The organism is Microbulbifer maximicatervae (SeqCode), assembly GCF_056231245.1.
In genome coordinates, this window is the sequence record NZ_CP174334.1 from 1,192,306 (window position 1) to 1,218,302 (window position 25,997).

Genomic DNA, 25,997 nt, shown 5'->3' on the forward strand with positions numbered 1-25,997 from the left:
AAAGATCTTGCGAATTCTCTTTGTCTCCCTACTTGTTGCCCTTCTAGCGCTGCCAATGCAGCTGGTAGCAGCAATCCCATTTTTTGATCGCTTGCCGGGTTTTACCCTACTGGTGCAGGGCGATCCCCAGCTGCAGGAAAAATTGACCTCCGAACTCAACGAGTTGCGCAAGAACAGTAGTGCGCTGGAAAACTACGATGATCCGGCAGATATTGCGCACTATGAGCGGGGTAACCTGGAAAAATTACTGCGTGCGCAGGGATATTATGATGCCACTGTGTATGAGTCTGTTTCTGGTAACCAAATTTTCTATAGTGTCACTCCCGGCCCCCAATACCATATCAAGAGCCTGGATATTGATATGCCGGCCGGTTTGCGGGCAGGCTTTAGCGGCTTACCTATCCATGTTGGAGATCCCCTGATTGCCAGCAAGGTACTTGAGGGCGTAGAAAAAATTACCAAGTACCTCAATGAAAATGCCTGTCTGCTGAATGTGGATGTCAGCTACCAGGCAACGGTGATTCACCGGGAAGCTGCTGCGAGACTGGAATATCGGGTGGCCCCCAGCCCCGAAGTCCATGTTGGCCAAGTCCGCATTGAAGGAGTCACCTCTATCGAAGAGGACTACCTGTTGGATAAGGTCAAGATTAAATCCGGGGATTGCTTCAGCCGCAGTAAACTGGATGCTGCGCAGTTGCGTCTGCTGCGCACCAACTTAATTGCCAATGTAAATACTGAAGTTTCTGAACCTTACGATGGGTTGGTGGATGTTACTTTTGTTATTCAGGAGCGCAATCACCGCACCATAACCTTGGGGGTGGGGTACACCTCCGATGAGGGAGCCGGTATTTCAGCAGCCTGGGAACACCGCAATGTTTTCCATCGTGGGGAAAAAATTGAAGTCGAAAGTAAGCTGAACGAGGTAAAGCAAACCCTGGAAGGCAAGCTCACTATTCCCCGTTTCTTCCATGACAAGCAACGCTTGACCGCCAGTATTGCTTTGGAAGGTGAGGATGTTGATTCCTACCGTTCAGAGTCCCTGACATTCAGTGCACTGGTATCGAGAAAAATCAGTAAGCATCGCACGCTGAGTGGTGGCGCCGAGCTGAAATTCAGTGAAGTGGACGAGAAGGTGGAAGGGGCAGTTGAAGCAGATGATCCCGATGAAAACTACACACTGTTAGCTTTCCCCCTGGGCTTTAAATTAAACACGACAGACAAACCCCTGGATGCCCGTCGTGGCGCCACTTCTGCGCTGGAAGTAAAACCCTATATCGATCTTAGAAATACCAATACCACCTTTGTTAAAAATACCCTACAGCTCACAGCGTATAAAACAGCCGATGACTGGCGTTATAAGCCCACCTTGGCAATAAGGTTGAAAGCCGGGGCAATTACAGGGGAGTCGAATCTTGAGCTGCCTGCGGATGAGCGCTTTTATGCCGGTGGCGGTGGCTCCGTGCGGGGTTATGGTTACCAGGAGTTGGGTCCGCGACTTATTGAGATTAATGATGAGGGTGAGGAAACCCTCTCCGATGCTATCGGTGGTCGGGGACTCAGCGAGATTTCTTTTGAGGGCCGTTTTCGTTTTACGGATACCTGGGGCGGTGTGATTTTTCTCGATGGCGGCAATGCCTATGAGGACGCAGCGCCCAAGTTTTCCGACCTGTTTTGGGGAACGGGTTTTGGCGTGCGCTATATCACCTCCTTTGCCCCCATCCGCATGGACATCGCCTTTCCCCTCGATCGCCGTGAGGGCATCGATGATCGCTACCAGGTGTATGTGAGCTTGGGGCAGGCATTCTGATGCGCTGGTTGGGCCTGTTTGGGCTGGGCGTTGCCCACTGGGTGGGTGCTTTCCTGCGTGGGCTCTGGCGCTCCCTGGGTGCTGGGGGTTCCCTGGTAACAGGCATTTGTCTGTTCCTCCTGATGTCCGCTATCTATTTCCTCAGCACGGAACCGGGGCGCGTCGGCCTTACTCGTGGGGCTTTTTACGCTGCCGAGCAATTGGTGGACGACCTCGAAATTGAGGCAGAGGGAATTCACAGTGAAAAATTAGGATTTTGGTTTTTCGAGCGACTGAGAATTGACTATCGAGCTAATACGCTTGCCGAAGCCCAGGACCTGGAAGTCAACCTCAACAGCTTGTCCCGAGATCCCATCGATATTGAGCGAGTGGGGGCCAAAGATTTACTGCTCAACCTAAATATCCTCAATGAACTTCTCTCTGCGCTGGCAGATTCTGGCGAAGAGGAGGTTGAAGTTGTCAGAGAGGAGCAGCCATCGACTACTTGGGAGTTGCTAGTTCCCGGGTTTCGCTTGGCGCAGCTGGATATAGCTCGCCTGCAATTGGTGGACAGCCGGTTGACGGGGATTCCCCCTGTTGCTATTCAGGCTAACGCCCAATACCGCTGGCAGGATAAACCGGCGCAGCTATTTATCGAAGTGAGTGAGCTGAATGGTTCCGAGTTTAATCTCACTGTAAATGGCCGGATGCAGGGCGAGCGCTTTGTAATCGATTTCTCTACCAGTGAGGTGGGCCAGGGGTTTGTCAGCCGACAGCTGCATCTGCCGGAAAATCAGGTATTGGATGCTCGCGGCGAACTATCCCTGCGTAAGCAGGGTGAAAAACTGCTGCTGGATATTAATTCGATCGCAGCTCCTCTAGCAGAACATCAGCTGGATCTGACAGGGAGTATCGAAGCCGATATTAACCCCTGGCGTCTCTCTTCAAAGGGGATTTGGCTGCGAGTGGATGAGCGGCGCAGTACGATTAAAGGCAACATTAGCGCGGACGGTGTCAATGCGACAGTTAATCTCAATCAAATCCCGCTAACACTTTCCCGCCCTTGGCAGGATATCCTGGACAGTGGTTGGCTCAGCGCAGATTTTTCGGTGCAGGGCTCCCTGCAACAGCCGAATATTAATGGCAGCTTACAAGTGGAAAGCAGCTATCGGAAGCAGCCCCTGCAATTGGAAGGCCGGGTCGATACCCAGGCAGGTGTGATTGACTTGCAAGCCTTGTCTTTGCACTTTGCCGGTGCACGGATCGAAGTGCTCGGTACTGTAGATACGAATTTGAAAGCACTGGATTTGGTGGGAGAGATTGATGAGTTGGGTGTTGAAGAAATTCGCCGGCTTGCAGCTTCGCTACCCCAGGCTGATAGGGTAGATATCCCCACTGCTTTATCCGGCACCTTGCACCAGTTGCGTGTGGAGGCCATCGGCTCATGGAAAAACCCAAACCTCAATTTGTCTCTGAGTGCAGTGAGTACTTACCACGACTTACAGGGTGAGTTGACGGCGGCGATAAGTGGAAACCTGCACGCGCTGACTATTGATGAATTGGTATTTACCGGTGAGAAGCTCAATCTGGAAGTAATCGGTCAGCTTGATATTGAACAGAAGCAGTTGGATTTACACGGGCAGATCGATGGCAAAAATATTAGCTTGCGCGATGACCTTGGAGTTACCGAGGCAGAGGGGGTAAGTCTAGGGGGGACTTCCGAAGTAACAGTCCGGGGGGAGTGGAGTAATCCCCAGGTAAGTATTTTACTGGATTCCAATGGCGTCGCGCAGGATTACCCCTTTAACTTAAAAGGGGAAGCCAGTGGCGATATGGACCTGATAGAGGTCAGTGACCTGCGATTGGAGTTATTTACCAACGGCAATGGCAACCAGTTTGGTTCATCCTCAAGCAGAGGCCCTCAGTCCCCCGTGATTGCCTCAGGTTTTGATAAAGGGGAGCCGGAGCCCCTACAGAGCCAAAGCCGCCTGACAGCCCTCGCTGAAGATGCCCAGCAGTTGGGTCGGGTGGGGGTGGCATTGTTGCAGACCGATGGCTCTATCGAACCTAGGCAAGACCGATTACAAATTGATATGGGCGCGCGCAATCTACCGCTGTTCCTGGTAGATCTCGTCGGTCTCTCTCTCCCTAACTCCCTTGAAGGGGAGTTGAGCTTGGATGGCAGGGTTGATGGGGCTATTTCAAACCCGCAGATTAAAACCAACCTGATCGCCCAGGGAGAGTTTCATCTGGAGCCCTGGCATTTACAGGGTACTTTGGACTATGCAGACAGGAGTCTGGTAACTGATGGTATCGAGCTGCTCTGGGCGGGTCGCAACCAATTATCAATACTGGGTAGCTTGAATGCAGAGCGACTGGATTTAGAGTTGCGCGGCCAGGGTGATCTATCGGATTTGGCGAATAGTTTTTCCAGCGGTAGGGCGGGTAATGGTGATGTCAGCCTTTATGCCAGTATTGGTGGAAGTCCCAAGCAGCCTGAATTCCAAGGGGAGTTGCGCGCTACTGGAGAAGCCCTGGGGCGAGGGCAGCGCGGAATCCAGGTTCAACCGCTTTCGATAGTATTGGATTGGCAGACAGAGAATGGAGAGCTGGATGCATCCCTGATTGCCCAACACGGCGGTAGCAACGCGGTAAATAGCCAAGTAAGTGTCTTGATTGCGCCGATCTTCGAGCAACTATTTGCTGAGAATAATCAAACTGGTGGCCTGCGAAATGTGCCCTTTCAATTGCAGGGGCGCGGTACGGCCGATTTGTCAGTGATTGCGGAATATATTGATCCCCGTGTCCACCGTATGCGCGGTTTGCTCAGTTTCAATGTTGACGGTACCGGAAATTGGCAGCGTCCTCTATTAACCGGCGATATCGAATTGAGTAATGGTCGCTATGAGCACCGACCGAGCCATACTCGCATTGCGGATATTAACTTCTACGCGCAGCTGTCTCCTGAGGAGTGGCGGATTGTACGAGGAAGCGCTACCGATGGTGATGGTGGGCGGATAAATCTGGGAGGGGCGGTCTTTTTACTTCCGGATAGCTCGCCCAGTTTTGATATCGTATTAAGCCTCAGTCGGGCCCACTTGCTGAACTCACCGGGAGTACGCGGTGCAATATCCGGTGATGCCCGTTTGTCGGGCTCAACCCAGGATGCAGAAATTACCGGGCGATTCACTTTGAAGCCGCTGGCCGTACAGATTGAGCAATGGATTGGCAGCAGTGTTCCGGAAATCCAGGTGGTGGAAGTTCAGGTCGATGGCCCACAGGTGCAGCGATCCTCTCCCCTGTTTAGCAAAATTGGATTGGATGTAGAGATTGTTTTGGACCAGCAATCCTATGTGCGCGGACTTGGATTAAATTCTCAATTGCGCGGCGTGGTAGATATTCGAGGCACCGCAGATAAGCCAAAAGCCTCCGGCGAATTAACAATTGTTCGCGGCAGCTTTGATTTATTCGGCAAGAAATTTGATCTGGAAGATGGAGAAATTCGCTTCGAGAATAATGAGGTCGCTATCCTGGTTGAAGGTGTCTATGAATATAGCGATGGAGAAATAACCGCGCAGATATCAGGTACTGCTGCGGACTTGGATATTACATTTACCTCTGACCCCTCGGCCTCTCAGGATGAGATACTGGCGCAATTGCTTTTTGGGAAGTCATTATCAGATATTTCACCTTTACAGGCTGTTCGCTTGGTTAGTGTTGTTCGCAGTTTGCAGTCGGGTCGAGCGGTATTGGACCCTATCGCTAAGACACGCGAGCTGTTGCACCTGGATACACTCAATATTGAGCAGGAGGAGGGAGATGAAGGTGATGAGTACGCATTGAGCTTGGGCAAATATATTACCAATCGAATTTATGTGGAATTACAGAGAAGTACCGATCCTCTCAGTCCCTGGCAGGCGGAGATGCAAATAGAACTTAGGGATAACCTCAACCTGGAGTTCAAAAGTGCCGATGACGGTGACAGTGGTTCCGGTAGTGTAGAGTTACAGTGGAAAAAAGATTATTAGGGTTTTCGCCACTAACCCCCTATCGTTGTAGAAAGCATCGCTAATATTTGGTGATTAGCATATCCGTTATTTTTAACGTGCAACCTGGCTGGGGTGGATTGTTGACGCCCCAGTTGTCGATCACGATCATCATGGATTCATCAAAAATTACAGGCCCCTTTTCCCGGTAGGCATGCCAAAGCTGATTTGAATCATCGCACTTATACGCAGATGCTTCACACACTCTTATATCCCATTGATAGGTTCCACTAGCTTCACCCGATATGATTTTCCTGGATGTAAAAGTTATATGCTGTTGGGCACCACTCTTCACCTGTAGGGGACCTGTTTGGCTTGTCCACGCCGCCTGTTTGGGAAGCCCTCCCCAATTGGAAGCGAAACCTCCCGGACCATTGGAGCCTGTTGTTTCTACAAAATCGACTTCCCGCTGCCCCCCGGCCCAACATCCACCGGGTTGTTCACACCAGGGGAACATATAAACGGCAATCCACTCTTTAGCACCACATTTACCTGGGGGCACGTCAACCTTAAAGTCAATTGCAGAAATATCTTTCATTCTAATCTCGGTATTCCCGCACTGAACCGCAGATGTATAAGCGCAGGAGCCTTTGGTATCGCCATCCATAATAATAACAGCGGATCCTTCCGTATTGCTTGGTTGAAAGCTGATTTTAGTGCAGCGATTGTTCTTGGCCACTTTGTCATCTTGATGATTGAATATGGGCTTACATGTTGTTGCTGATGCCAGATTTAAGGTGGATAGGGCAGCAAAGATCAGGAAGAGTCGGGTTGCTTGTAGCATGGCGTGGAGCTTGCAAACTATAAAACTCAATAAATTATAGTTTGTGTCTTGATGATCAGGCTTTAGTAGAAATGTTTAGCCTGTCAATAAGGTCAATTTTGGCTGGTAGCACAAAGGTCACTTTCACTTATCCAGAAGGTAACCTTTTTATAGATGAAGTCCAATGATCGTTGAGTGCTTGCAAATGATTCTGAACGTAACTTAAAACATCTGTTGGAGTGCAATTGCCCATAAATCTATCTTGCAGGCTGTAGGCCATTTTTTCCAGAGGTGCACCGTTGTAGCCGTAAGTCTGAATTTCACTGATATAACGTTTGATAAATGACTCTGCTCCCAAGAGAGACCATTGGTGGACATGGACTAACTCATGGAAATGGAGGGAAATTTCCGCAGCAAAAGGTGTTTTGACAAAGTAGGTATCTTTGTAAGTGATACCGGCTACTTCCATGTCGACAAAGTCACCCAGACCAGCCTGGTAGAGCTCGGGAAACCTCGGTTTTGGAATATTATCAACCACTACAAAGTAGCTTTCGCTAAGAAATTCTTTCGTATAATACCCTGAAAACTTCTCTGTGAACCTTGCGCAAGATTGTCTCTCTTCTTTGAAGTCTATCAGTATTTGATCAATCCATTGGTCTATTTTTTGCAACATCTATATCGTCCTGATTGGGAGGTAACTCTGGGGCTTTGCTCACCCCAGAGCAGAATTTTTAATATACGAAATAAAGTTGTGCCGAGAGTTATACGTAGGAGTATATCACCGACCCACTTTCTTTTTTCTTTTGAAGATATTTCTTGCAGGGATAGTAAAGTATCGCAATCAGAGCAATCCAGTAAGCATAGGTTCTCAGTAAGTTAGGTGTGTAGCCCTCAGGCCATACTTTGGAGCCGTTGAAGAAATTAGTTGCAACTCCAAACTCTAAGTAACTCCATAGATGTGCGGACAGATTGATCACTGGGACATGGATTAAATAGAAGAACAAAGAGGCCTGCCCAAAGAGGAGCAATACATCCAGTATTCGGTTTTGCCGATTTTCTACGATAGCCATGATTAAGAAAACTATACTCATTGTCATAAGGATATAGCTGAACGACATTGGGTACTTGGCGGTGTTGATAAAGCCCAGAAGCCCCTGCTGTGAAATCCAATCATTGGGGTCGCCAAAGCCTATTAGTCTAACCGCAATAAATATAATCGATAGCGCAGTTGCTGTTGTTATTAGTAGACGCACTCGTTGCTTGTTTGCCATCTCGTAAAGAGGCCCAAATACATAACCTAGGGAACCTCTGAATAATTCTGAGTCAATTTGGTAATATTCACCTACCCATCAAGACTACGATGAATCATGCACCAAGTCACCTTTGCCGAAGCAGAATATAAGCTAAAGCGTCGTATAACTCGCCGAGAGAAGTTTCTTTCTCAAATGGAAACCCTCGTCCCATGGCAGCGACTAGAAGCTCAGATCACTCCTTGTTACCCACAAGGTAAACGTGGCCGACAGCCATATCCATTGAGTGTCATGCTTCGTATTCATTGCATGCAGCTATTTTACAATCTCAGTGATCCCGCTATGGAAGATGCACTGTATGAAATTGAATCCATGCGTAGTTTTGCTGGATTGACTTTGAGTAGCCCAATTCCCGATGAAACAACGATTCTTAACTTTCGCCACTTACTGGAGCTCAATCAGCTAGGTGCAGCTCTTTTTGATGAAATCAACAAACACCTTGCTGAGAATGGGATGGTACTGCGTGAAGGTACGATTGTAGATGCCACTATTATCTCTGCGCCAACTTCAACTAAGAATGAAAAGAAAGAACGTGACCCGGAAATGCATCAAACAAAGAAAGGCAATCAGTGGCATTTTGGGATGAAAATGCATATCGGGGTTGATGATGTGCTCGGAGTAATACATAGCATAGATACAACAGCAGCGAATTCGCATGATGTCACAACCACAGAGCGAGTTCTCCACGGGGAGGAGAAAAGAATCTGGGGAGACTCTGGGTACATTGGTGCGGAGAAACGTGAAGAGTTGAAAGAGCGGGAGGCGGATTGGTATATAGCAATGAAGCCGAGCAAGCTAAAAACTCTTCCAGGGCGTGATGCACTCCGTAAAGCGGAAAAGATCAAGGCGCAGATAAGAGCGAAGGTCGAGCACCCCTTCCGCTACATCAAACGGGTATTTGGTTATGACAAGGTCCGCTATCGGGGACTGGTAAAAAATACTGAGAGGCTGTGCTTACTGGCAGGCTTTACCAACTTATTAATAGGGAGAAAATACTTGGCTGCCTAGGGGTGGTTCGCCTGAAACCCACCTATTGAGGGTTTCAGATGAAAAATTAGGGGACTATTACGCGAAAATTACGCGTTTGTGCGTAATAAAGTGAATTTTTCAAGCAGCTCAGCTTAATTCTGGAAAAATGCTTCGTTGATCAGAGGATCCCTAGGTACATAAGAGCAAAGAGGGGAATAATATTGTAAGCAGCAAAAATCCCGGTGTTGAACTCGAAAAGTCTAAAACTAGTGCGTACATGCGCAAGAATCCAAAGCCATTCATAGCCACCTAATAGCTGGCGCATGAAGTCATCATTCAGGTATCCATGTAAGGATATTACGGCCAGGCAAACGATGGTGGTCCATATCATTGGCAAATAGATTAAGCACGCCAGTATGATCATGGATACGCCCAGGGCCCAGATTACCTGTACAAAAGCGTAATTATAAGCAAACTGCCAAGAGAGGTTTACCAAGGTTAGTTCGAGGATAACTAGTACTAACCCTCGAAGTATTAAGAATTTTGCCAACTCCGGCTTGGAGTTAAGTTTTTTACCGTGAAAGTAGGCACTCAATCCTGTAAGAAATATAAATCCAGGGGCACATATATGCGTGATCCAACGAGTTAAAAACAAAGCGATGGACGATTGGGATAGGTTCAATGGGTCAAACTGGGTCGAAGTCCAATAATCTCGAGTATGATCGAGGGCCATAATAATTACTAATATACCTCTAGTGATGTCTATTGCCGGATATCGCAATTTGTTATCTCCAAAGTTAGTGAGTTCTATAGTGTTTTCTCTCTAAGGGTTCTTGTTACCATGAGGTTGGAATGTAGAGGCGGTTAAAGAGGGCTATAAATGATGTCTCTCGATCTTTGTTTATTGTTGTTTAGGGGCAGGTGGGAGCTGTCTACCTTTCATATTGTACATATATTCTTCAGGCAACCAATTGCTTTTTAATCGTGTAATATGTAGGAGGAGGGACGATAGTGCAGGCATTTTGGTTCTGGCAAGTCCAAGGAATTTTGCCCACCTAATAATCAATATTATTTAATTTGTTTAGTTTTGCTTTTAGCCTGGGGGCAGCTAGAGGCCGGATCATGGATTTGAAAGTAAGACAAAATCAGTGATCGCGGCCTGTTCCCAATAAATATATTTTTCTGTGGTTAAAAGAGAGATTTTTCAGTTGGGCTTATTAATAACTACTTTAAAATTATTAAGCTACAGGTGGAGCATATCAGTTTACTTCGATATTACCATGCTTCGCTTGAGTCACTACGGTATACGGTAAAACAACGGTATCAGCGGCTACAGAAAAAACAGCATCTATAGCTACCAGTGGAACACGGTTGATAGTTGATCCAGTATTTACAGTCTGACTGGGTTCGCTATTTAGCAAGCAAAAGGAGTAAGAGGTTCCGCTATAAACTCTTGGAATACTTTCGCAATAGCTTTTGTGGCCTCTATGAGTAATATCTACCTGATTATTCTTAGGGTTAACTGTCTTCACTGTGGCGCATGAGACACAAACTAGAGAGGCTGATACTAAAGAAATAATACGTTTCACAAACTAATCCTTGCTGATGTGATCTTTTGCGGGGCTATAGAGTAGTGTTTTCTAAATTGGTTCCAGATTTTGTGTGTACTATAAGTATTATCTGTACTCAATTGGAAGTGAAGAAAGTCAAAATTTTCACATCTGAGGTTTACTTTGTCGCTGCTTAGCGGTATCTCAAATTTAGAACATTAGTTTCAAGTAATGGGCAGGCTGATATACGATATTGGTTGGAATTTAAATATTTTTTACCTGATGGTAATTTTTTAGAGTTATACCCATTTGGCCTCTATGCCTTTTCTTTTGAAATCTTCTAAAACTTCTGGATTTTCTTCATTGTAGAAAAGTATGAGCTTTTTCAGGTTTGGTAGGAGGTTTGTGTCTTCGGTGGAATGGATATCAAAGTCGTCAGTAGTTCCACACCAGAAGGGAATGATTTGTAACCAGATATGGCCACCCCCATCCTGATGAAGGTCAGTAATATCGTTTAGCCACTCTTTCTTAATTGGAATGGACCGGAAGTGGTCGAGAGCTTCGGGGATAGGCTCGTACCCTTCTTCTTCTATATCTATATTTCTTTTGGTGTAACTATCGGCAAACTGAAAAATATCGAATTCAGGCTGTATTATCTTATAATGGTACATCAACTTATCCAAGACTAATAACCTGAAGTTTTCATCCTTGAATTCTGCATATTCGCTCATTTTTAAGTCCGCCTTTTCTTCCCATATAAGTATTGTGAAATCCATTTTTTTCATTGTCTACAATATATTTCGTAATAGGGGAAGTTCTTTCGGCTTGAACGAATAAAAGTAGTTTTTACTAGGTTGGTCAAGAATTTTAGGTATTTCTTTGGCGGTTAAGTAATGTCGGAAAGTTGGAGGATTTGAGTTATCGTACTAATTGCGAATGTTGCTTGTTTCAAATGCCCGCCAAAACTCCCGCTCATAGGCTTGGATTAACCGCACGCGAATGGCAATATCATTTTCTCGAACACCTGAAGCTAGTCCCCTTGCAATTATATCGATAGCCTGTTCCCTGAACCCTTCTGGAAGTTGGCTAAAAGTCATTAAGAAACTGAGCTGTTCATTAGTAAAGCGTTTATTTTGTTTGAGAGCTTTTGCAACGCGCTCAGCATTTTTGCCAAAACTCTGAAAGTTTATTAACAGGGCAGCGGCAATTTCGGCGGGTGTAGCGTAGTTGGCTAGCCAGGTAGTATAGGCTGGATAGGCTTGGGCACCTGCGAGTGGTTGGTACTGGGCGATCTGCTCGGGTGAGATGCCCAATGCTTGAATCAGATTGGGTAGCAGGGTATTAGCTTGAATTTCTGCTGTCGTAATTCGAGTAAAAAATGCTCTGGTACTATGTCCCGGTAAGCCACCAAAACGATGCAGAGATAGTGCATTACTTCTCAAGTCCGATAAGTTAATAAGGCGTTGCTCCATTGCAAAAGCCTGTAACTTAGCGTCCGGTAGAGTATTTTTTTCCAGCTGTAGAACAAAGACAGGAGTAGGGCCCTTGAGATACAGTTTTTCAAGGCGCTCTATCAGAGCTTTTGCATCCTGTTGGTTTGTGGCGATATCTGCTGTGGCCGGTTGAGTCATGACCAAAAGAACAACCAGTCCCACAAGAGCGAATCTTAAACAATGCGTATTGGCCACTATTCCAACTCCGCTGGTGCACGAAATAAGCATAGCAGGAAGACAGAAACCGGACTGGTAGCGTATTTGTCAGGCCACAGTACTTTTTCCGCGTATTAATTCGGCGGGATCAATTCGATAGAAATGACTTAACTCCTTATAGAGTTCCGGGTGTAAGGCGTGCATAGCCGTTGGGATCGTATAGAAACTTTCTGTTGCTACAGCAAAGAACTCAGCGGGAGACTGGGCGCCGTATAAATCGAGCACAGAGGGTGTATCACCAGGAAACTCACCGAATTCAGCTCTTTGTCTCAAACGGTGGAATTCCCGGCTCATAACCTCAGCCCAGGTGGCCCCTTCATCACTGCTTTCAAATAGAGGGCGGCCATCAAAGTAACCATCCTCTTCATCGACTTTGTGGGCGAACTCGTGCAGGGCGACATTGTGGCCCCGTTCAGGCGATTGTAAATCTTTCTCCAGGTCACCCCAGGAGAGGACTACGGGTCCACGATAATGTGCCTCCCCTTCACGGGCACTGTGCCTGGCTGTTTCTATATAGCCTTCCCGACGTGTTTCGTGAGCGACATAGGTGTCCGGGTAGAGCAACAGGCTGTAAAGGTTGGGGTAGCATTCATTCTTGCGGCCCAATAGGAGTAGGCAGGCATGGGCAGCGATGGCCACCTTCATGCGTTCATTGACCTGAAGCCCCTCGCAACCGACAAACTCTTTGCCGTGGAGAAATAGGGCGATATTACTGCATAACTCTTGCTGTTGATTGGAGTTAAGGTAGTGATAGAGAGGAAGATTTTCCCTAATGAGTTGTAGCTGTTCCCGTGTTAAGGGTTGTGAGCGGAGGTAAAAAATGCGCCACTGTCGGTAGAAGTGGGGAACCAGCCATATCGCCAGGGCCAGCAGGATAATTGCGATAAAAGCACTCACAGCTTAAACGCCGGTTGTTTGCGTGAGATATTATCTTCCAGCTTAAATTCTTGGCAGGGAGTCCCCTGGTGAAATTTCATTTGCCACTGCCCTTTACTTCTAACCCAAATAGATGATCGCTTACAAAACCCCTTGTACTCCCCTTGCTGGCCTCGCCGTGCAGATTTATACAACAGCATAATGACTGTGTCAGAGAGAGGAATGCACTCATAGTTTTGGCTGTGAATTTCCCAGCCCGTATTTTCCTCCTGTTGCATTGATCGCACTATTGCCTTGAAATCAAAGGTCCGCCCGGATTTCCCTACCTCTATAAAATCAGGGCTTAGTAGCTTGCATATGACTTCAGGGTCTTTGCGTATCTTGAACTGATGCAGCTTTGTTTCATTCTCAATCAGAATATCGGCAATCTCATGTATCACTGTTTTACCCGGTATGCCCCAGTTGCGACAAATTACTATTTGCCTGGTTTTAGAATGGGGAGTTTACTGCCGAATTCAAGGTTTCGGGTGGATAGAGTAATCCGGAAGCGAAGCTTGATAAATGGGGGATGTCTGCCAACACTTAGAGCGTCTGGGTGATTTTCCTGTCACTGTGGAGAAGCTTATGCGTTCGCTATTGGCCTTTCTTGTCTTGATGTTTGGAGTCTGCATCCAGGTGCTGGCCCAGTCCGGCGAAACTCCGTTAAAAGTAGCGATCGCGGGGGATGCACCGCCCTATGTGATTGACGGTGCGACCAGTGGTTTGGAAATAGATATCGTTCGGCAAGCTCTCCCTGGCTATAAGTTGGAGTTCGTACAGATGGGGTTTGCGGAGACGGCCCCGGCACTTGAGCAGGGTATGGTTCAGGCAGCGGTGAATGTACTCAAGAAGAATGATGGCCTATTTTACTCGAACAATATGATCAGCTTTGCCAATTACGCTATTGCTAAAACCAGCGCAGAAATGAAGATTGGCAGTATTGCAGATCTCGCGGGCAAGAAAGTGATCACTTGGCAGGGAGCTCCTATGGATCTTGGGCCCGAATTTGAAAAAATGTTTGGGCCCAATGGCACCCAGAAACAAAATGTTATGCAGGCGCCAACAGCTCGTGACTTGGTTGCCCAATTCTGGAAAATGCCAGATGCGGTCGCCGTGGTGGATATGGAGCTATTTAAGTACTACAGCAATAAAATGGGCCATACCATGGCTCAGGTTGACCTATTCCAGATATTCCCGATGATGACAGACTTTCGAGTCGGTTTCCGCGATGAAAAAGTGCGAGATGACTTTAATCGCGGGCTGGCAGAGCTGTGCAGCAGTGGCCGCTACAAGGCCCTATTGCAGAAATACGATGTGGTGCAAAAGCAGGATATTTGTAAGTAGATAGCCTGAAACTGCGGAACAATTAATCGAGAAAGAAGGGGCCAGAATCTTGTGATTTAGGCCTTTCTTGATTGGTGTAGTGGGGCGGGTTCGGATCTACTGCACCTAGTTCGTTGCCGGCAAATAGAGACTTGCTGCTTAATGAATTCTTGCGGGGTTATCGATAAATCTTATCGGTATTAGGTCCCAGTTTCTGAGTGCTCATAACCTCTGGCCAGTTTGATAAAAGCGCTCAGGTATTCAACCTCGCTGTCGTCTTCACGAGTTCCTAAGAAAATCTGTTTGGCAATACCTTGTTGTCCGAGGCGCACCACCGAAAGTGCCAGCTTGGTAGAGTACTCCTCTGCAAGCCAGCGAGGCAGGGCTGCGACCCCGCGGCCGCTGGCCACCATCTGTAGCATGATGTCGGTAGTTTCACTGGTCTTGTGGCGCAGTGGCACCACGCCCGCAGGGTTGAGAAACTGGGTATAGATATCCAGGCGGTCCGGCGGCACGGGGTAAGTTAACAACACCTGATCCCGTAGGTCTTCTGCTGTCAGGTACTTTCGCTTTGCCATTGGGTGATCTCGAGGGACGACTAGCACCTGCTCGTAGTCAAATACAGGATCGAAGCGCAGTCCGGCTTTATAGAAAGGGTCAGGGGTAACTAGCAGGTCGATTTCGTAACCCAATAAAGCGCCGAGACCTCCAAACTGAAATTTCTGCTTAACATCCACATCCACGTCCGGCCAATCTTCCAGAAATGGCGACACTACTTTCAGTAACCACTGATAGCAGGGGTGGCATTCCATACCGATACGCAGGGTACCGCGCTCACCTTGAGCCATTTGCTTTAGCTTGCTCTCAGCATGTTCCAGTTGTGGCAGGACACGGTTGGCCAATCCAAGTAGATATTCACCAGCCTGGGTCAAGCGCAAGCTGCGGCCCTCACGCAACCAGATAGGGGCCCCGAGGTTCTGTTCCAGCTTGCGTACCGTGTGACTCAGCGCCGACTGGGTTAGGCAAAGGTGCTTGGCCGCAGCGGTTAGCGAACCGTGATGGTCTACGGCCTGGATTATTGTTAAGTGCGTGCGCTCTAGCATAGCTTTACCCGAGCAAACCATGAGTAAAATTAATGGATGGTTGAAAATATACCATTTTTGTTCATTTATAAAGAGGCTTATCCTGCCTGGCAATGTCAATCACCAAGCAAAGAACTCAGTTTTTGCCTTAGGAATCAGGATACCAGGCCGCAATGAATAAAGAGTTTGCATTCACCATCAAGAGCTTACGTTTTGATGAAAACTATCGTCCAGCGGATAGCACGCGGATCACCACCAATTTTGCGAACTTGGCGAGAGGGGAGAGCCGTCGGGATAACTTGCTCAACACCTTGAGAATGATTGATCGTCGATTCAATGCCTTGGCGCATTGGGACAACCCTAGTGCAGATCGTTACTCTGTAGAGCTGGATATTATTTCCGTTGATATTGATATTGAAGGCAACGGAGAAGCCTTTCCTACCATTGAAGTATTGAAGACGAATATTGTTGATCATAAAAACAATCAACGGATTGAGGGCATAGTAGGAAACAACTTTTCTTCATATGTGCGGGATTATGATTTCAGCGTATTGTTGTTGGAGCATAACAAGAAGCAAGACAAGTTTAGCCTTCCTGAAGGTTATGGCGATCTTCACGGGAAAATTTTTCAATCGTTCCTGAGTTCAAATGCCTACAAGGATAGTTTCAGCAAGCCCCCTGTTATTTGTCTGAGTGTATCGAGTAGTAAAACTTATCATCGAACTGAAAACCATCACCCCGTGCTGGGTGTTGAGTATCGGCAGGACGAATACTCTTTAACTGATGAGTATTTCGAGAAAATGGGATTGCAGGTTCGCTATTTTATGCCACCGGATAGTGTTGCCCCTTTGGCTTTTTACTTCCAAGGTGATTTGCTTGGTGATTATACGAATCTTGAGCTTATCGGCACTATCAGCACGATGGAGACCTTTCAAAAGATATATCGACCTGAAATATATAATGCAAATTCTGTAGCGGGGACCTGCTATCAGCCCAGCTTGAAGCACGAGGATTATTCACTGACTAAAATTGTTTATGACCGGGAAGAGCGTAGCCAGCTGGCTATAAAGCAAGGGAAGTTTACTGAAGAACAATTTATCAAGCCATACAGAAGTATCCTTGATCAGTGGGCCGCTAATTACGCGCTTTAATTAACAAATATAGATAAGATTATTTTTCATGAATCGCCTATTGCCAACTTCAAGCGCTGGAAGCTTGCCTAAACCATCCTGGCTCGCAGAGTCCGAAAAACTTTGGTCTCCCTGGAAATTACAGGGGGATCAATTACAAGAAGGTAAACAGGATGCCTTGCGCCTGACATTACAAGAGCAACAACAAGCCGGTATCGATATCGTTAGTGACGGGGAACAGACCCGCCAACATTTTGTGACTACATTTATTGAGCACCTCAACGGCGTTGACTTCGAGAAGCGGGAAACCGTTAAAATCCGCAATCGCTATGAAGCGAGCGTGCCGACAGTTGTTGGCGAAGTATCTAGGCAACAACCAGTATTTGTTCAAGATGCCAGGTTCTTACGCCAGCAAACCAGTCAAGCTATCAAGTGGGCATTACCTGGCCCCATGACAATGATTGATACTCTCTACGATAGCCACTACAAAAGCCGCGAAAAGCTCGCCTGGGAATTTGCCAAAATTCTCAATCAGGAAGCGCGTGAGTTAGAGGCTGCTGGTGTTGATATTATTCAATTTGATGAGCCCGCATTTAATGTGTTTTTTGATGAGGTGAATGACTGGGGGATTGCCACTTTAGAAAAAGCCATTGAGGGGCTGAAGTGCCAAACTGCCGTACATATTTGCTATGGCTACGGTATTAAAGCCAATACAGACTGGAAGAAAACTCTGGGGTCAGAGTGGAGACAATATGAAGAAGCTTTTCCAAAACTGCAAAAATCCAATATCGATCTAATTTCGCTCGAATGCCACAACTCCTGTGTTCCAATGGATCTCCTTGAGCTGATTCGTGGTAAAAAAGTGATGGTGGGCGCTATTGATGTGGCAAGCAACACGATTGAAACACCGGAGGAAGTAGCCGATACCATACGAAAAGCACTCAAGTATGTGGATGCTAAGGATCTCTATCCCTGTACGAACTGTGGTATGGCGCCTCTATCCCGCCAAGTTGCAAACGGTAAGCTCAATGCGTTAAGTGCAGGTGCAGAAATTGTTCGAAGAGAGCTCTCGGTTTAGCTGTCTACAATATTTAGGTGTCCCCATGTCACTTTCCAGTACAGCTATAGAACCATTGCGCTTTCGCGAAGCGCTGGGGCATTACGCCTCCGGTATTACGGTGATCGCATCGCACTGTGAAGGTGAGCCGATAGGCTTCACCTGCCAGTCGTTTTATAGCGTATCGACGAACCCGCCATTAGTGTCATTCAGCGTTATGTCGAGTTCGTACAGCTACCCCAAAATTCGTCAGGCAGGCCGATTTTCAGTCAATATCCTGTCGGATGATCAGGTCAAGATTTCCAACCAGTTTGCTCGTCAAGGCGCGGACAAATGGAGCGAAGTTGAATGGCAGGAATCGCCGCTGGGGAATCCCATTATCGCCGGCAGCCTGCATTGGCTTGACTGTGAAATTCATGCTGAACACGCTGCGGGAGATCACCTGATTGTGATTGGTGAGGTGAAGGCGTTAAACCTACAAAAAGCTGCTGCAAGGCAGCCACTTCTGTATTTCAAGGGTCAATATCGCAACCTTACTGCGGTGTCCCCAGTCGGGTAATACATGTGAGCAACGGGTTGCGGACATGCGGCCCCATCGCCTGCTCCCAGAAGAAACCCGCATCAATCAATTCGAGGAATTTATGGAATTTCTACTCTACCTGCTGCTAGGGGCTGTGGCCGGGGTGTTGGCCGGTTTGTTTGGCGTCGGTGGTGGCATCATCATCATTGTACCTGTGCTGGTGTTCAGTTTTACAGCCCAGGGTATCGATCCGCATGTACTGACTCACCTGGCTGTGGGCACTTCGCTAGCGACTATTGTGTTTACTTCGATTAACTCGGTTCTGGAGCATCAGCGCAAAGGCGCGGTGCTATGGCCGACGTTTGCCTGGATGAGCCTGGGTATTCTTCTCGGTGCAAGTCTCGGCTCCTTTACTGCGGCAGCTATTCAGGGGCCGATGCTACAAAAGATTATTGGTGTATTTGCTATCACCATTGCCATTCAAATGGCACTGGAGCTTAAGCCCAAGGCCAGTCGCGCTGTTCCCGGCAAGCTGGGGCTGACAGCGGCCGGCGGGGTAACAGGCTGGGCCTCTGCCATCTTTGGCATCGGCGGCGGCACACTGACAGTACCCTTTCTAACCTGGCGCAGCGTGCCGATGCAGCAAGCAGTGGCAACTTCCTCAGCCTGTGGTCTGCCGATTGCTGCCGTCGGCGCTCTGAGTTTTGTGGCTATTGGTTGGCAGCAACCTGAACTGCCGCAGTGGAGTTTTGGTTTTATCTACCTGCCAGCCATGGTCGGCATCGCTATCACCAGCATGTCCTTCGCCCGTTTTGGAGCGCGACTGGCCCACAAGTTATCTCCGCGATTGCTTAAGCGTTTGTTTGCCCTGCTGTTGCTCTGCGTGGGTGGGAGTTTTCTTCTCTGAGGCATCAATGAATTGCAGTCTATCGATTGCTATCTCGGTGTAGGCGCGGCTGCAAAGGTGGGAGGGGGCTTCAATCCTCTTCCAGGTGCGATCGGGCCCAAGTTAGGAGTATTAACTCCTTACTTTCTTTTGTGTGTCGAAATCTCTGGTCGAGCACAGGACCCTAGTGAGATGAAAATGGATTAACGTATCTGGAGGTTGGACAGTTGGTGCAATTGCTCCCGCTGACTGATGTGCGCATATCTATCCGCTGTATGGAGCGAATGAAAAAGATTGTTTTTAACCCTGTTGGGTCATTCAAGTTGTTTGTGATTGCTTGAAGTGAAGGGGGGTTGCTGGGGTAGGGCGAGGCCGCGAAGAATAAATTGTGCAAAGAGCAGTTTGGCACTAGCTGTTCTACAACAAAAAAGGGCTTACGTCGTGAAACGTAAGCCCTTTTCTTTGTATGGCGCGCTCGGGAGGATTCGAACCTCCGACCGCCTGGTTCGTAGCCAGGTACTCTATCCAGCTGAGCTACGAGCGCGTCGTTATGGGTGCGAACTATAGAGAATTGATTCGTTGCCGTCAACCTCTTTTTGAAAAAAATCCTTAAAAATCCGCAACTTATCGAGTTTCTGGGGCCCTCTGGGAGCGGTCGACCAGTCTCGACAGGGCGCGAATTCTGCCGTGCCTTTCCTCAATTTGCAAGTCTTACTTTGAAAAATATGCCTTGAGTACCGATTGCGCCAGTGATCCAGGGGCGAGGCATTAAATTCTTCGGTGTGATTGGCGGCGAACTATACTCATTACTCTACCGGGATTCCGATGATTCGCACCTTTTCCATTGCCCATTGCCAGGTCCGGCCTATCTTCCGGCGGCAGGCTTCTCCAGAGATATAGTGAGAATATATGGCGGACGAGCAGGACCAAGAGCGAAAGCTGCCGCAGGGGGAGTCTCCTTCACCGCCATCGGGAAAGCCGGTTCCGCAAGGGCCGCTGAATTGGCTTCAGTACTTCCTGTGGATTTTCCTTTTAATACTGACTGTACAGTACTGCACTAACGGACAGCTTTCTGGCAAGCGGACTGAGTTAGCTTACAGTGACTTTAAGAAAGAGGTCGCCGAAGGCAAAGTTGCCAGCGTGGTTATCGAGGGGGATAGAGTCAGCGGCACTTTTAAGCCGGAGGCGGGCAAGCTGCCGGCGTCAAACACTGGCGAGAAAGAAAAAAAGGCTCCACAGCCTGAGCACTTCACAACCATTCTACCTTCCGTTCAGGACCCCGATCTGCTCCCCCTGCTGGAAAAGGAGAAAGTGGAAATCCTGGCAGAGTCCCCGGGAGGGGGCTTTATGCAGCGGATGTTGATTCTGCTTCTGCCCTGGATACTGATTATTGGGCTCCTGGTTTGGATGGGGCGGCGAATGCAGGAAAAGATGGCGAGTGGGGCTCCCGGCAGTCCCTTCGGTTTTGCTCGATCACCAGCAAAGCGGTTTGAGCGCAGTGAGTCCCAGGTGACTTTCGATGATGTGGCCGGGTTGGCAAATGCGAAGAAGGATCTGCAAGAAGTGGCGGGGTACCTCAAGAACCCGGAGCACTATCGCAAGCTCGGAGCGAAGATCCCCCGGGGCATTTTGCTAATGGGGCCTCCCGGTACGGGCAAAACCCTGATGGCGAAAGCGCTGGCCGGTGAAAGTGAAGCGCCATTTTTCAGTATTAGTGGCTCTGAGTTTATTGAGATGTTTGTAGGGGTGGGCGCTTCCCGTGTGCGGGATATGTTTGCCGAAGCCAAGAAAGATGCTCCTTCAATTATCTTTATCGATGAGATTGATTCCGTCGGCCGGGCGCGGGGAACGGGTGTTGGTGGTGGACACGATGAGCGGGAGCAGACGCTCAACCAGATCCTTGGTGAGATGGATGGCTTTGATCCCCAGGAAGCGGTGGTGGTGGTTGCGGCAACCAACAGGCCCGACGTTCTCGATGCGGCGCTGCTAAGACCGGGGCGCTTTGATCGAAAAGTTACTCTGGACCTTCCAGACAAGGCCGCACGCAAGGAAATTCTTGAGATTCATTCCCGCGATGTCCCATTGCACGGCAAGGTGGATCTGGAGCGGCTCGCGGCCCTGACCGCGGGTTTTGCCGGCGCGGATCTGGAAAACCTGATTAATGAGGCTGCGCTGTTGGCGGGGCGAGAAGATAAGTCCGCAGTGGATATGGATTGTTTATTGAGGGCGAGGGATAAAGTGGTTCTCGGTGGCGAGCGCGAAATGGTTATCAGTGAAGAGGACAAGCGGATTATCGCCTACCACGAAGCGGGACATGCGCTGGTAGCAACGCTATTGCCGAATGCAGACCCCTTGGAGAAGGCGACTATTATTCCCAGAGGGCACAGTCTCGGCGCTACCGAGCAGATTCCCACCGAAGAGCATCACAGTATGCAGGTCAGTTATCTCCGTGATCGTATCGGCGTAATGCTTGGAGGGAGGGTCGCTGAGCGGGTGGTATTCAAGGAGGTGAGCACTGGTGCAGAGGCAGATTTAAAGCAGGCGACGCGACTGGCCCGTCACATGGTGACGCACTGGGGGATGAGTGAAAAATTAGGACCCGTTGCTTTCCGCCGGGGAGAGGAGCATATATTCCTGGGGCGCGAGATGGCCCAGCAGAAGGACTTCAGCGAACACACCTCAGAGATTATTGATGACGAAATTATTGCTTTGATCAGCGGTATTGAGATGAAAGTAGATCAGTTGCTGACAAAAAATCGCAAAAAATTAGATGCATTGGCTGGGGCTCTTTTGGAAAAAGAAACCCTCGATGCAGCGGAAATAAATGAAATACTTTCCCATGTGGCTGCGGGTGGTGATGACACATCTATTGCGCCGAAATAGCTCCTGGCTTTAATGGAAATTTATTTTTCAGGTAGACCCACTGGTCAAATTTAATGTATTTAAATGTACCAGGTTAATTGAGTTTATTAGTTTTGAATTGCCGTTAACCTGAAATATCGAAGGGCACTTTCAGGCTAATCTAAAAGAGCTGAGAGCGCATTTATTTAAAATAGACAAAAAGTTTTGTGTTTTTGGGGTGGTTTAGATACATATTGTCATTGGCTTTTTTGAAAATAATCAATTTTCTATGTAAAAGGGCAACTTAGGGTATCGCCCTTAAACAGTGCATAATTTTATTTTTTCCATTCCCTTTAATTTTTTTCTTCAAGTTGAAAGAACTTTCCAGACTAATTGAGTTATTTTTACAGACATTTACGTTAAATAGACTTCCACACACGGTTGTGAGCCTGTAACCTGTCCATGTCACAGATTCACTACGAAATCTGTGCCTCTTTATCAGCGCGGTCTTGAATCGGAGCTTCACTTAGTCGGAGCCTCTTTATAGAGGTAGAGCGGTGGAGCCAGGCAGTACCGATTGCGATAAGTCCGTTGTTGTACATAAAAAAAATAAAACAATGGAGAGAAAACATGGGAAGTCCGTCAAAACCCAAGCAGCACTCTGCTCTGCTTTCCGCCTGTTCCGTAGCAACTCTTTGGTTAGCCAGTGGTATTAGCCCCAGTTATGCCGCAGAGGGAGCAGTCGGCACCCTTATGGAAGAAGTGCAGGTAACAGCCCGTAAGCGTGCAGACGCAGAATTACTTCAGGATGTTCCGGTAGCGGCAACCGCCTATTCCGGTGACCAACTGGAGGCTCTGCAAACCAGGGATTTACAAAGCCTTTCTTTCAAAATGCCCAACGTCCAGCTGGAGGATGTGGGTACCGTAAAAAATACGGCAAACTTCACTGTGCGCGGTCTTGGAGTGAATAGCTCTATTCCATCAATTGATCCCACAGTAGGGGTCTTTGTCGATGGTATGTACCTCGGTGTGAATGCGGGTGTTGTTACCGATGTGTTTGACCTGGAGGGTATCGAAGTTCTCCGTGGTCCGCAGGGCCTGCTATTTGGTCGTAATGTTACCGGTGGTGCTGTCGTAGTTAAAACAGCGCGCCCAACTGATGAATTCTCTGCTCGCGTCAAAGTGTCCACAACGGATAATCTGGATGTGGTGACTGCGGGTTCAATTAATGGTGCCATCTCTGACGATGTTAACGGCCGCTTGACCGTTTACTACAACGATGACCGTGGCTGGTTCGAAAATGTTGCCACCGGCAATGATAATGCCGGTGCCTCTGACAGCTGGTTTATTCGCCCAAGCTTTAGTGTTCAACTCAATGAAACGGCAGAGCTGCTTGTGCGGATGGAGCACGGGCGCATGGACTCCGATGGGGTGGTTGCGCAAAACCGTGGTAATGAACCTTATATAGTTACCACTGAGAACGGTATTGTTGCCTACCCGAGTGCAACCCAGATTGCTGAGGCTTTCGGTATTCCTGATTGGGACAACAGTGAAGATTCTTTTGAGGTAGCCCAGGACGAAGAGGGTTATCAAAAAGACGAGTGGTCCCAGATCATTACTGAGTTCAATAAAGATGTTGAGTTTGGTGATGGCACTATCACAAATATCCTGGCTTGGCGTGAATATGAGGCGCGGGGCTTAGGGGATATTGATTCCCTGCCTTTTGTTGGTTTCCATGCGGACTCAAGTGTGGATCAGAGCCAGTTGAGTAACGAGTTGCGCTATGCCGGCCGTTTCGGTCGCACGGCCATAACTGCCGGTGCCTATTGGTTCTCTCAGGATGTAACCTACCTGGAAAATCGTTTGCTGGCCGACGGTGAGGGCGGTATTATCGATTGGACCGGTGGTGGTGTGCAGGATCACAGCACTTATGGATTCTTTACCCAGGCTGATATCGACCTGAACGAGGCCTGGGTGTTGACCCTGGGTGGACGCTACTCGAGTGAGGAGAAAGACGCGAAGATTGCCTCTATTCCCCTGAACCTCTGCACACTGGACGGCTGTGCTGCCTACGACTTTGAAGATAGCGAAAGCTGGAATGCCTTCACTCCCAAAGTTGGCTTGCAGTGGACTGTTTCAGACGAGACGCAGCTCTACACATTCTGGACCAAGGGTTTCCGCAGTGGAGGGTACAACTTCCGCAACGCAGGTATAGATCCGACCACAGGAATGCCTTATACCCCGCAGGCAACGGACCAGGAAGAGCAAAGCAGCTTCGAAATTGGGGCTAAGGTAGACTGGCTCGATGGCCGTGTTCGTACCAATATGGCGGTATTCCACAACACTATTGATGATATGCAGCGGGAGGAGAATCTCGCTGACGCAGTGACCGGTGTGGCGCAAATCATTCGAAACACCGCAGATGCGACAATTCGTGGTGCTGAACTGGAGACCATGGCTGCGCTTAGTGAAAACCTGCTGCTTACCTTCAACGTGGGCTATGTAGATGGCGATTACGATAAGGTACTCGGTGACCTGAATGGTGACGGCCTTGTGGATGATGAAGACCTGGGTCTCGAGATCCCACGCCTGGCGCCATGGACTTATGGTATAGGGTTAGTGCACGATTTGTCTCTGGGTTCCTACGGAACAATCACCTCCCGCATTAACTACAATCATCGCGATGAAGCACCGTATACGGATGACAACAGAGGCATGCTGTCTGAAGTGGAAATGGTGGACTTTAGTATTGGTTATACTGCGGATAGCGGCCAATATACAGTTTCTGTATTCGGCAAAAATATGCTTGATGAAGTTACTGAGGGTAATGACACACAGCTACCAGTTACCCTTGGTGGTATCGGTGCCAGCTTTACCCCGCTGAATAAAGGTCGTGTTATGGGGGTTGAGTTTATTTACGAACTCTAATCCCGGCTGAGAACTTGCTGCTTAGAGAAAATATTTTTTAAGTCAGCAGACTTCGAAACGGCCAGTTCCTTTTCACAATTAAAAGTTGTGATGGGGCTGGCCGTTTTTTATTGGGTTGCGTGTTGAATAAAAACTGCTTGATGATTTTTGATACTCTTGTTTTGTTAGCGTGGCAATAAAAGTGGACCTATAAAGGGGAAAAATATGCGGTTTATTGATCTGCCTACATTTGGTGGGCCTGAAGTCATGCAATTGCAGGAGATGGATAAGCCTGCTCCCGGCGCAGACGAAGTCCTTATCCGTGTAGCCGCAGCTGGGGTTAATCGCCCTGATCTTGTGCAGCGCCAAGGGCATTATCCGGCACCTCCCGGAGCATCGCCGGTATTGGGGTTGGAAGTGGCTGGTGAGGTTGTTGAAGTTGGGGAAAAAGTTGTGCGCTGGCAGGTGGGAGATAAAGTTTGCGCCCTGACCAATGGTGGAGGCTACGCAGATTATGCAGTAGCTCCAGAGGGGCAGTGTCTCCCGGTCCCCGAAGGCCTTAGTCTTATTGAGGCAGCTGCATTGCCGGAAACTTTTTTCACCGTATGGACTAATGTATTTGACCGCGCCGGTTTAAAACCGGGCGAGGTGATTTTAATCCATGGTGGTTCCTCTGGCATTGGTACCACGGCGATCCAGCTGGCCTATCAATTGGGAGCCCGGGTTTTCACTACTGCGGGAACAGAAGATAAATGCGCAGCCTGTGTGGCTTTGGGAGCGGAGAAGGCGATTAACTATCGGGATGAAGATTTTGTCTCCGTTGTGCGCGAGATGACAGATGATCACGGAGCTGATGTTATCTTAGATATGGTGGGCGGTAGCTATATCAATAGCAATATTCGTGTGGCCGCTAACGACGGCAGAATCGTGAATATTGCCTACTTGGCTGGCGCTAAAGTAGAAGTAAATATGATGCCGGTGATGTTGAAACGACTTACATTGACCGGCTCAACTTTGAGGGCACGCTCGCCAGAAGTGAAAGCCGGTATTGCGAAATCGTTGAAAAAAAAGGTTTGGCCGCTAATTGAAGCGGGTAAAGTTCAGCCGCAAATAGCCGCTGAGTTTCCTCTGCACCAGGCGGTTGAGGCCCATAAATTACTGGAGTCCGGCACTATCACCGGAAAAATCGTTTTAACCTTGTGA

21 protein-coding genes and 1 tRNA gene are annotated in these 25,997 nt (G+C 48.3%); 11 read left to right on the forward strand and 11 right to left on the reverse strand.

What is annotated here, in order from left to right; translation table 11 throughout:
• The first annotated feature begins 7 nt into the window (after window positions 1–7).
• Window positions 8–1,807, forward strand: coding sequence for an autotransporter assembly complex protein TamA (locus tag ACJJIS_RS05180; RefSeq protein ID WP_475709626.1), 1,800 nt, complete (start codon window positions 8–10; stop codon window positions 1,805–1,807).
• Window positions 1,807–5,814, forward strand: a complete 4,008-nt coding sequence (locus ACJJIS_RS05185; protein ID WP_475709627.1) for a translocation/assembly module TamB domain-containing protein — start codon at window positions 1,807–1,809, stop codon at window positions 5,812–5,814. Before ACJJIS_RS05180 ends, ACJJIS_RS05185 begins: the two co-directional genes overlap by 1 nt.
• Window positions 5,815–5,854: 40 nt before the next feature.
• On the opposite strand, the gene ACJJIS_RS05190 is transcribed toward ACJJIS_RS05185, so the two are convergent.
• From ACJJIS_RS05190 to ACJJIS_RS05200, 3 genes are all read right to left on the reverse strand, one after another.
• A complete protein-coding gene (locus ACJJIS_RS05190; protein ID WP_445355922.1) occupies window positions 5,855–6,616 on the reverse strand; it encodes a hypothetical protein in 762 nt (253 codons plus the stop codon).
• 127 nt (window positions 6,617–6,743) lie between these two features.
• Window positions 6,744–7,268, reverse strand: a complete 525-nt coding sequence (locus tag ACJJIS_RS05195) for a hypothetical protein (protein ID WP_475709628.1) — start codon at window positions 7,266–7,268, stop codon at window positions 6,744–6,746.
• Window positions 7,269–7,356: 88 nt separating this feature from the next.
• A complete protein-coding gene (locus ACJJIS_RS05200) occupies window positions 7,357–7,923 on the reverse strand; it encodes an acyltransferase family protein (protein ID WP_475710333.1) in 567 nt (188 codons plus the stop codon).
• Between the two features lie 39 nt (window positions 7,924–7,962).
• Between ACJJIS_RS05200 and ACJJIS_RS05205 the strand changes: the two genes are divergently transcribed.
• The gene (locus tag ACJJIS_RS05205) at window positions 7,963–8,913 is read left to right on the forward strand and encodes an IS5 family transposase (protein ID WP_444959510.1); all 951 of its coding nucleotides are present in this window, start codon (window positions 7,963–7,965) and stop codon (window positions 8,911–8,913) included.
• A 139-nt stretch (window positions 8,914–9,052) separates the two neighbouring features.
• On the opposite strand, the gene ACJJIS_RS05210 is transcribed toward ACJJIS_RS05205, so the two are convergent.
• The 6 genes from ACJJIS_RS05210 to ACJJIS_RS05235 form a co-directional block, all read right to left on the reverse strand.
• Complete coding sequence (locus ACJJIS_RS05210; RefSeq protein WP_475709629.1) at window positions 9,053–9,655, reverse strand: acetyltransferase domain-containing protein; 603 nt, start codon at window positions 9,653–9,655, stop codon at window positions 9,053–9,055.
• 478 nt (window positions 9,656–10,133) lie between these two features.
• Entirely contained in the window at window positions 10,134–10,463 is a 330-nt protein-coding gene (locus tag ACJJIS_RS05215; RefSeq protein WP_413662864.1) for a YceK/YidQ family lipoprotein, read from the reverse strand.
• A 260-nt stretch (window positions 10,464–10,723) separates the two neighbouring features.
• Window positions 10,724–11,209: a DUF6892 domain-containing protein gene (locus ACJJIS_RS05220; protein ID WP_444914405.1), complete on the reverse strand. Its 486-nt coding sequence runs from the start codon at window positions 11,207–11,209 to the stop codon at window positions 10,724–10,726.
• A gap of 141 nt (window positions 11,210–11,350) precedes the next feature.
• Window positions 11,351–12,055, reverse strand: coding sequence for a thiaminase II/PqqC family protein (locus ACJJIS_RS05225; RefSeq protein WP_444896503.1), 705 nt, complete (start codon window positions 12,053–12,055; stop codon window positions 11,351–11,353).
• Window positions 12,056–12,181: 126 nt separating this feature from the next.
• A complete protein-coding gene (locus ACJJIS_RS05230) occupies window positions 12,182–13,030 on the reverse strand; it encodes a M90 family metallopeptidase (protein ID WP_413662861.1) in 849 nt (282 codons plus the stop codon).
• Complete coding sequence (locus ACJJIS_RS05235) at window positions 13,027–13,449, reverse strand: nuclear transport factor 2 family protein (protein ID WP_444907610.1); 423 nt, start codon at window positions 13,447–13,449, stop codon at window positions 13,027–13,029. The genes ACJJIS_RS05230 and ACJJIS_RS05235 overlap by 4 nt, the downstream gene beginning before the upstream one ends.
• A 184-nt stretch (window positions 13,450–13,633) precedes the next feature.
• Here ACJJIS_RS05235 and ACJJIS_RS05240 point away from each other — a divergent pair, with 184 nt between their 5' ends.
• Complete coding sequence (locus ACJJIS_RS05240) at window positions 13,634–14,392, forward strand: substrate-binding periplasmic protein (RefSeq protein ID WP_475709630.1); 759 nt, start codon at window positions 13,634–13,636, stop codon at window positions 14,390–14,392.
• Window positions 14,393–14,571: 179 nt separating this feature from the next.
• Here ACJJIS_RS05240 and ACJJIS_RS05245 read toward each other — a convergent pair whose 3' ends face one another.
• A complete protein-coding gene (locus ACJJIS_RS05245) occupies window positions 14,572–15,474 on the reverse strand; it encodes a LysR family transcriptional regulator (RefSeq protein WP_475709631.1) in 903 nt (300 codons plus the stop codon).
• Window positions 15,475–15,626: 152 nt separating this feature from the next.
• On the opposite strand from ACJJIS_RS05245, the gene ACJJIS_RS05250 reads away from it, so the two are divergent.
• From ACJJIS_RS05250 to ACJJIS_RS05265, 4 genes are read left to right on the forward strand one after another with little or no spacing between them, the layout of a single operon-like run.
• Window positions 15,627–16,604 (forward strand): DUF1852 domain-containing protein, encoded by a 978-nt coding sequence (locus tag ACJJIS_RS05250; protein WP_475709632.1) that lies wholly within the window; start codon window positions 15,627–15,629, stop codon window positions 16,602–16,604.
• Window positions 16,605–16,632: 28 nt separating this feature from the next.
• Window positions 16,633–17,661: a methionine synthase gene (locus ACJJIS_RS05255; RefSeq protein ID WP_475709633.1), complete on the forward strand. Its 1,029-nt coding sequence runs from the start codon at window positions 16,633–16,635 to the stop codon at window positions 17,659–17,661.
• Window positions 17,662–17,686: 25 nt separating this feature from the next.
• Window positions 17,687–18,199: a flavin reductase family protein gene (locus ACJJIS_RS05260; protein WP_444907615.1), complete on the forward strand. Its 513-nt coding sequence runs from the start codon at window positions 17,687–17,689 to the stop codon at window positions 18,197–18,199.
• 25 nt (window positions 18,200–18,224) lie between these two features.
• The gene (locus ACJJIS_RS05265; RefSeq protein WP_475709634.1) at window positions 18,225–19,067 is read left to right on the forward strand and encodes a sulfite exporter TauE/SafE family protein; all 843 of its coding nucleotides are present in this window, start codon (window positions 18,225–18,227) and stop codon (window positions 19,065–19,067) included.
• A gap of 446 nt (window positions 19,068–19,513) precedes the next feature.
• On the opposite strand, the gene ACJJIS_RS05270 is transcribed toward ACJJIS_RS05265, so the two are convergent.
• Window positions 19,514–19,590 (reverse strand) — tRNA-Arg (locus ACJJIS_RS05270).
• Window positions 19,591–19,955: 365 nt separating this feature from the next.
• Between ACJJIS_RS05270 and ftsH the strand changes: the two genes are divergently transcribed.
• The 3 genes from ftsH (at window position 19,956) to ACJJIS_RS05285 (ending at window position 25,997) form a co-directional block, all read left to right on the forward strand.
• Window positions 19,956–21,929 (forward strand): ATP-dependent zinc metalloprotease FtsH, encoded by a 1,974-nt coding sequence (gene ftsH, locus ACJJIS_RS05275; protein ID WP_475709635.1) that lies wholly within the window; start codon window positions 19,956–19,958, stop codon window positions 21,927–21,929.
• Window positions 21,930–22,517: 588 nt separating this feature from the next.
• Window positions 22,518–24,815 (forward strand): TonB-dependent receptor, encoded by a 2,298-nt coding sequence (locus ACJJIS_RS05280; RefSeq protein WP_475709636.1) that lies wholly within the window; start codon window positions 22,518–22,520, stop codon window positions 24,813–24,815.
• A 204-nt stretch (window positions 24,816–25,019) separates the two neighbouring features.
• Window positions 25,020–25,997 carry an NAD(P)H-quinone oxidoreductase gene (locus tag ACJJIS_RS05285; protein ID WP_475709637.1) on the forward strand — a complete coding sequence of 326 codons (978 nt, stop codon included), beginning with the start codon at window positions 25,020–25,022 and terminating at the stop codon, window positions 25,995–25,997.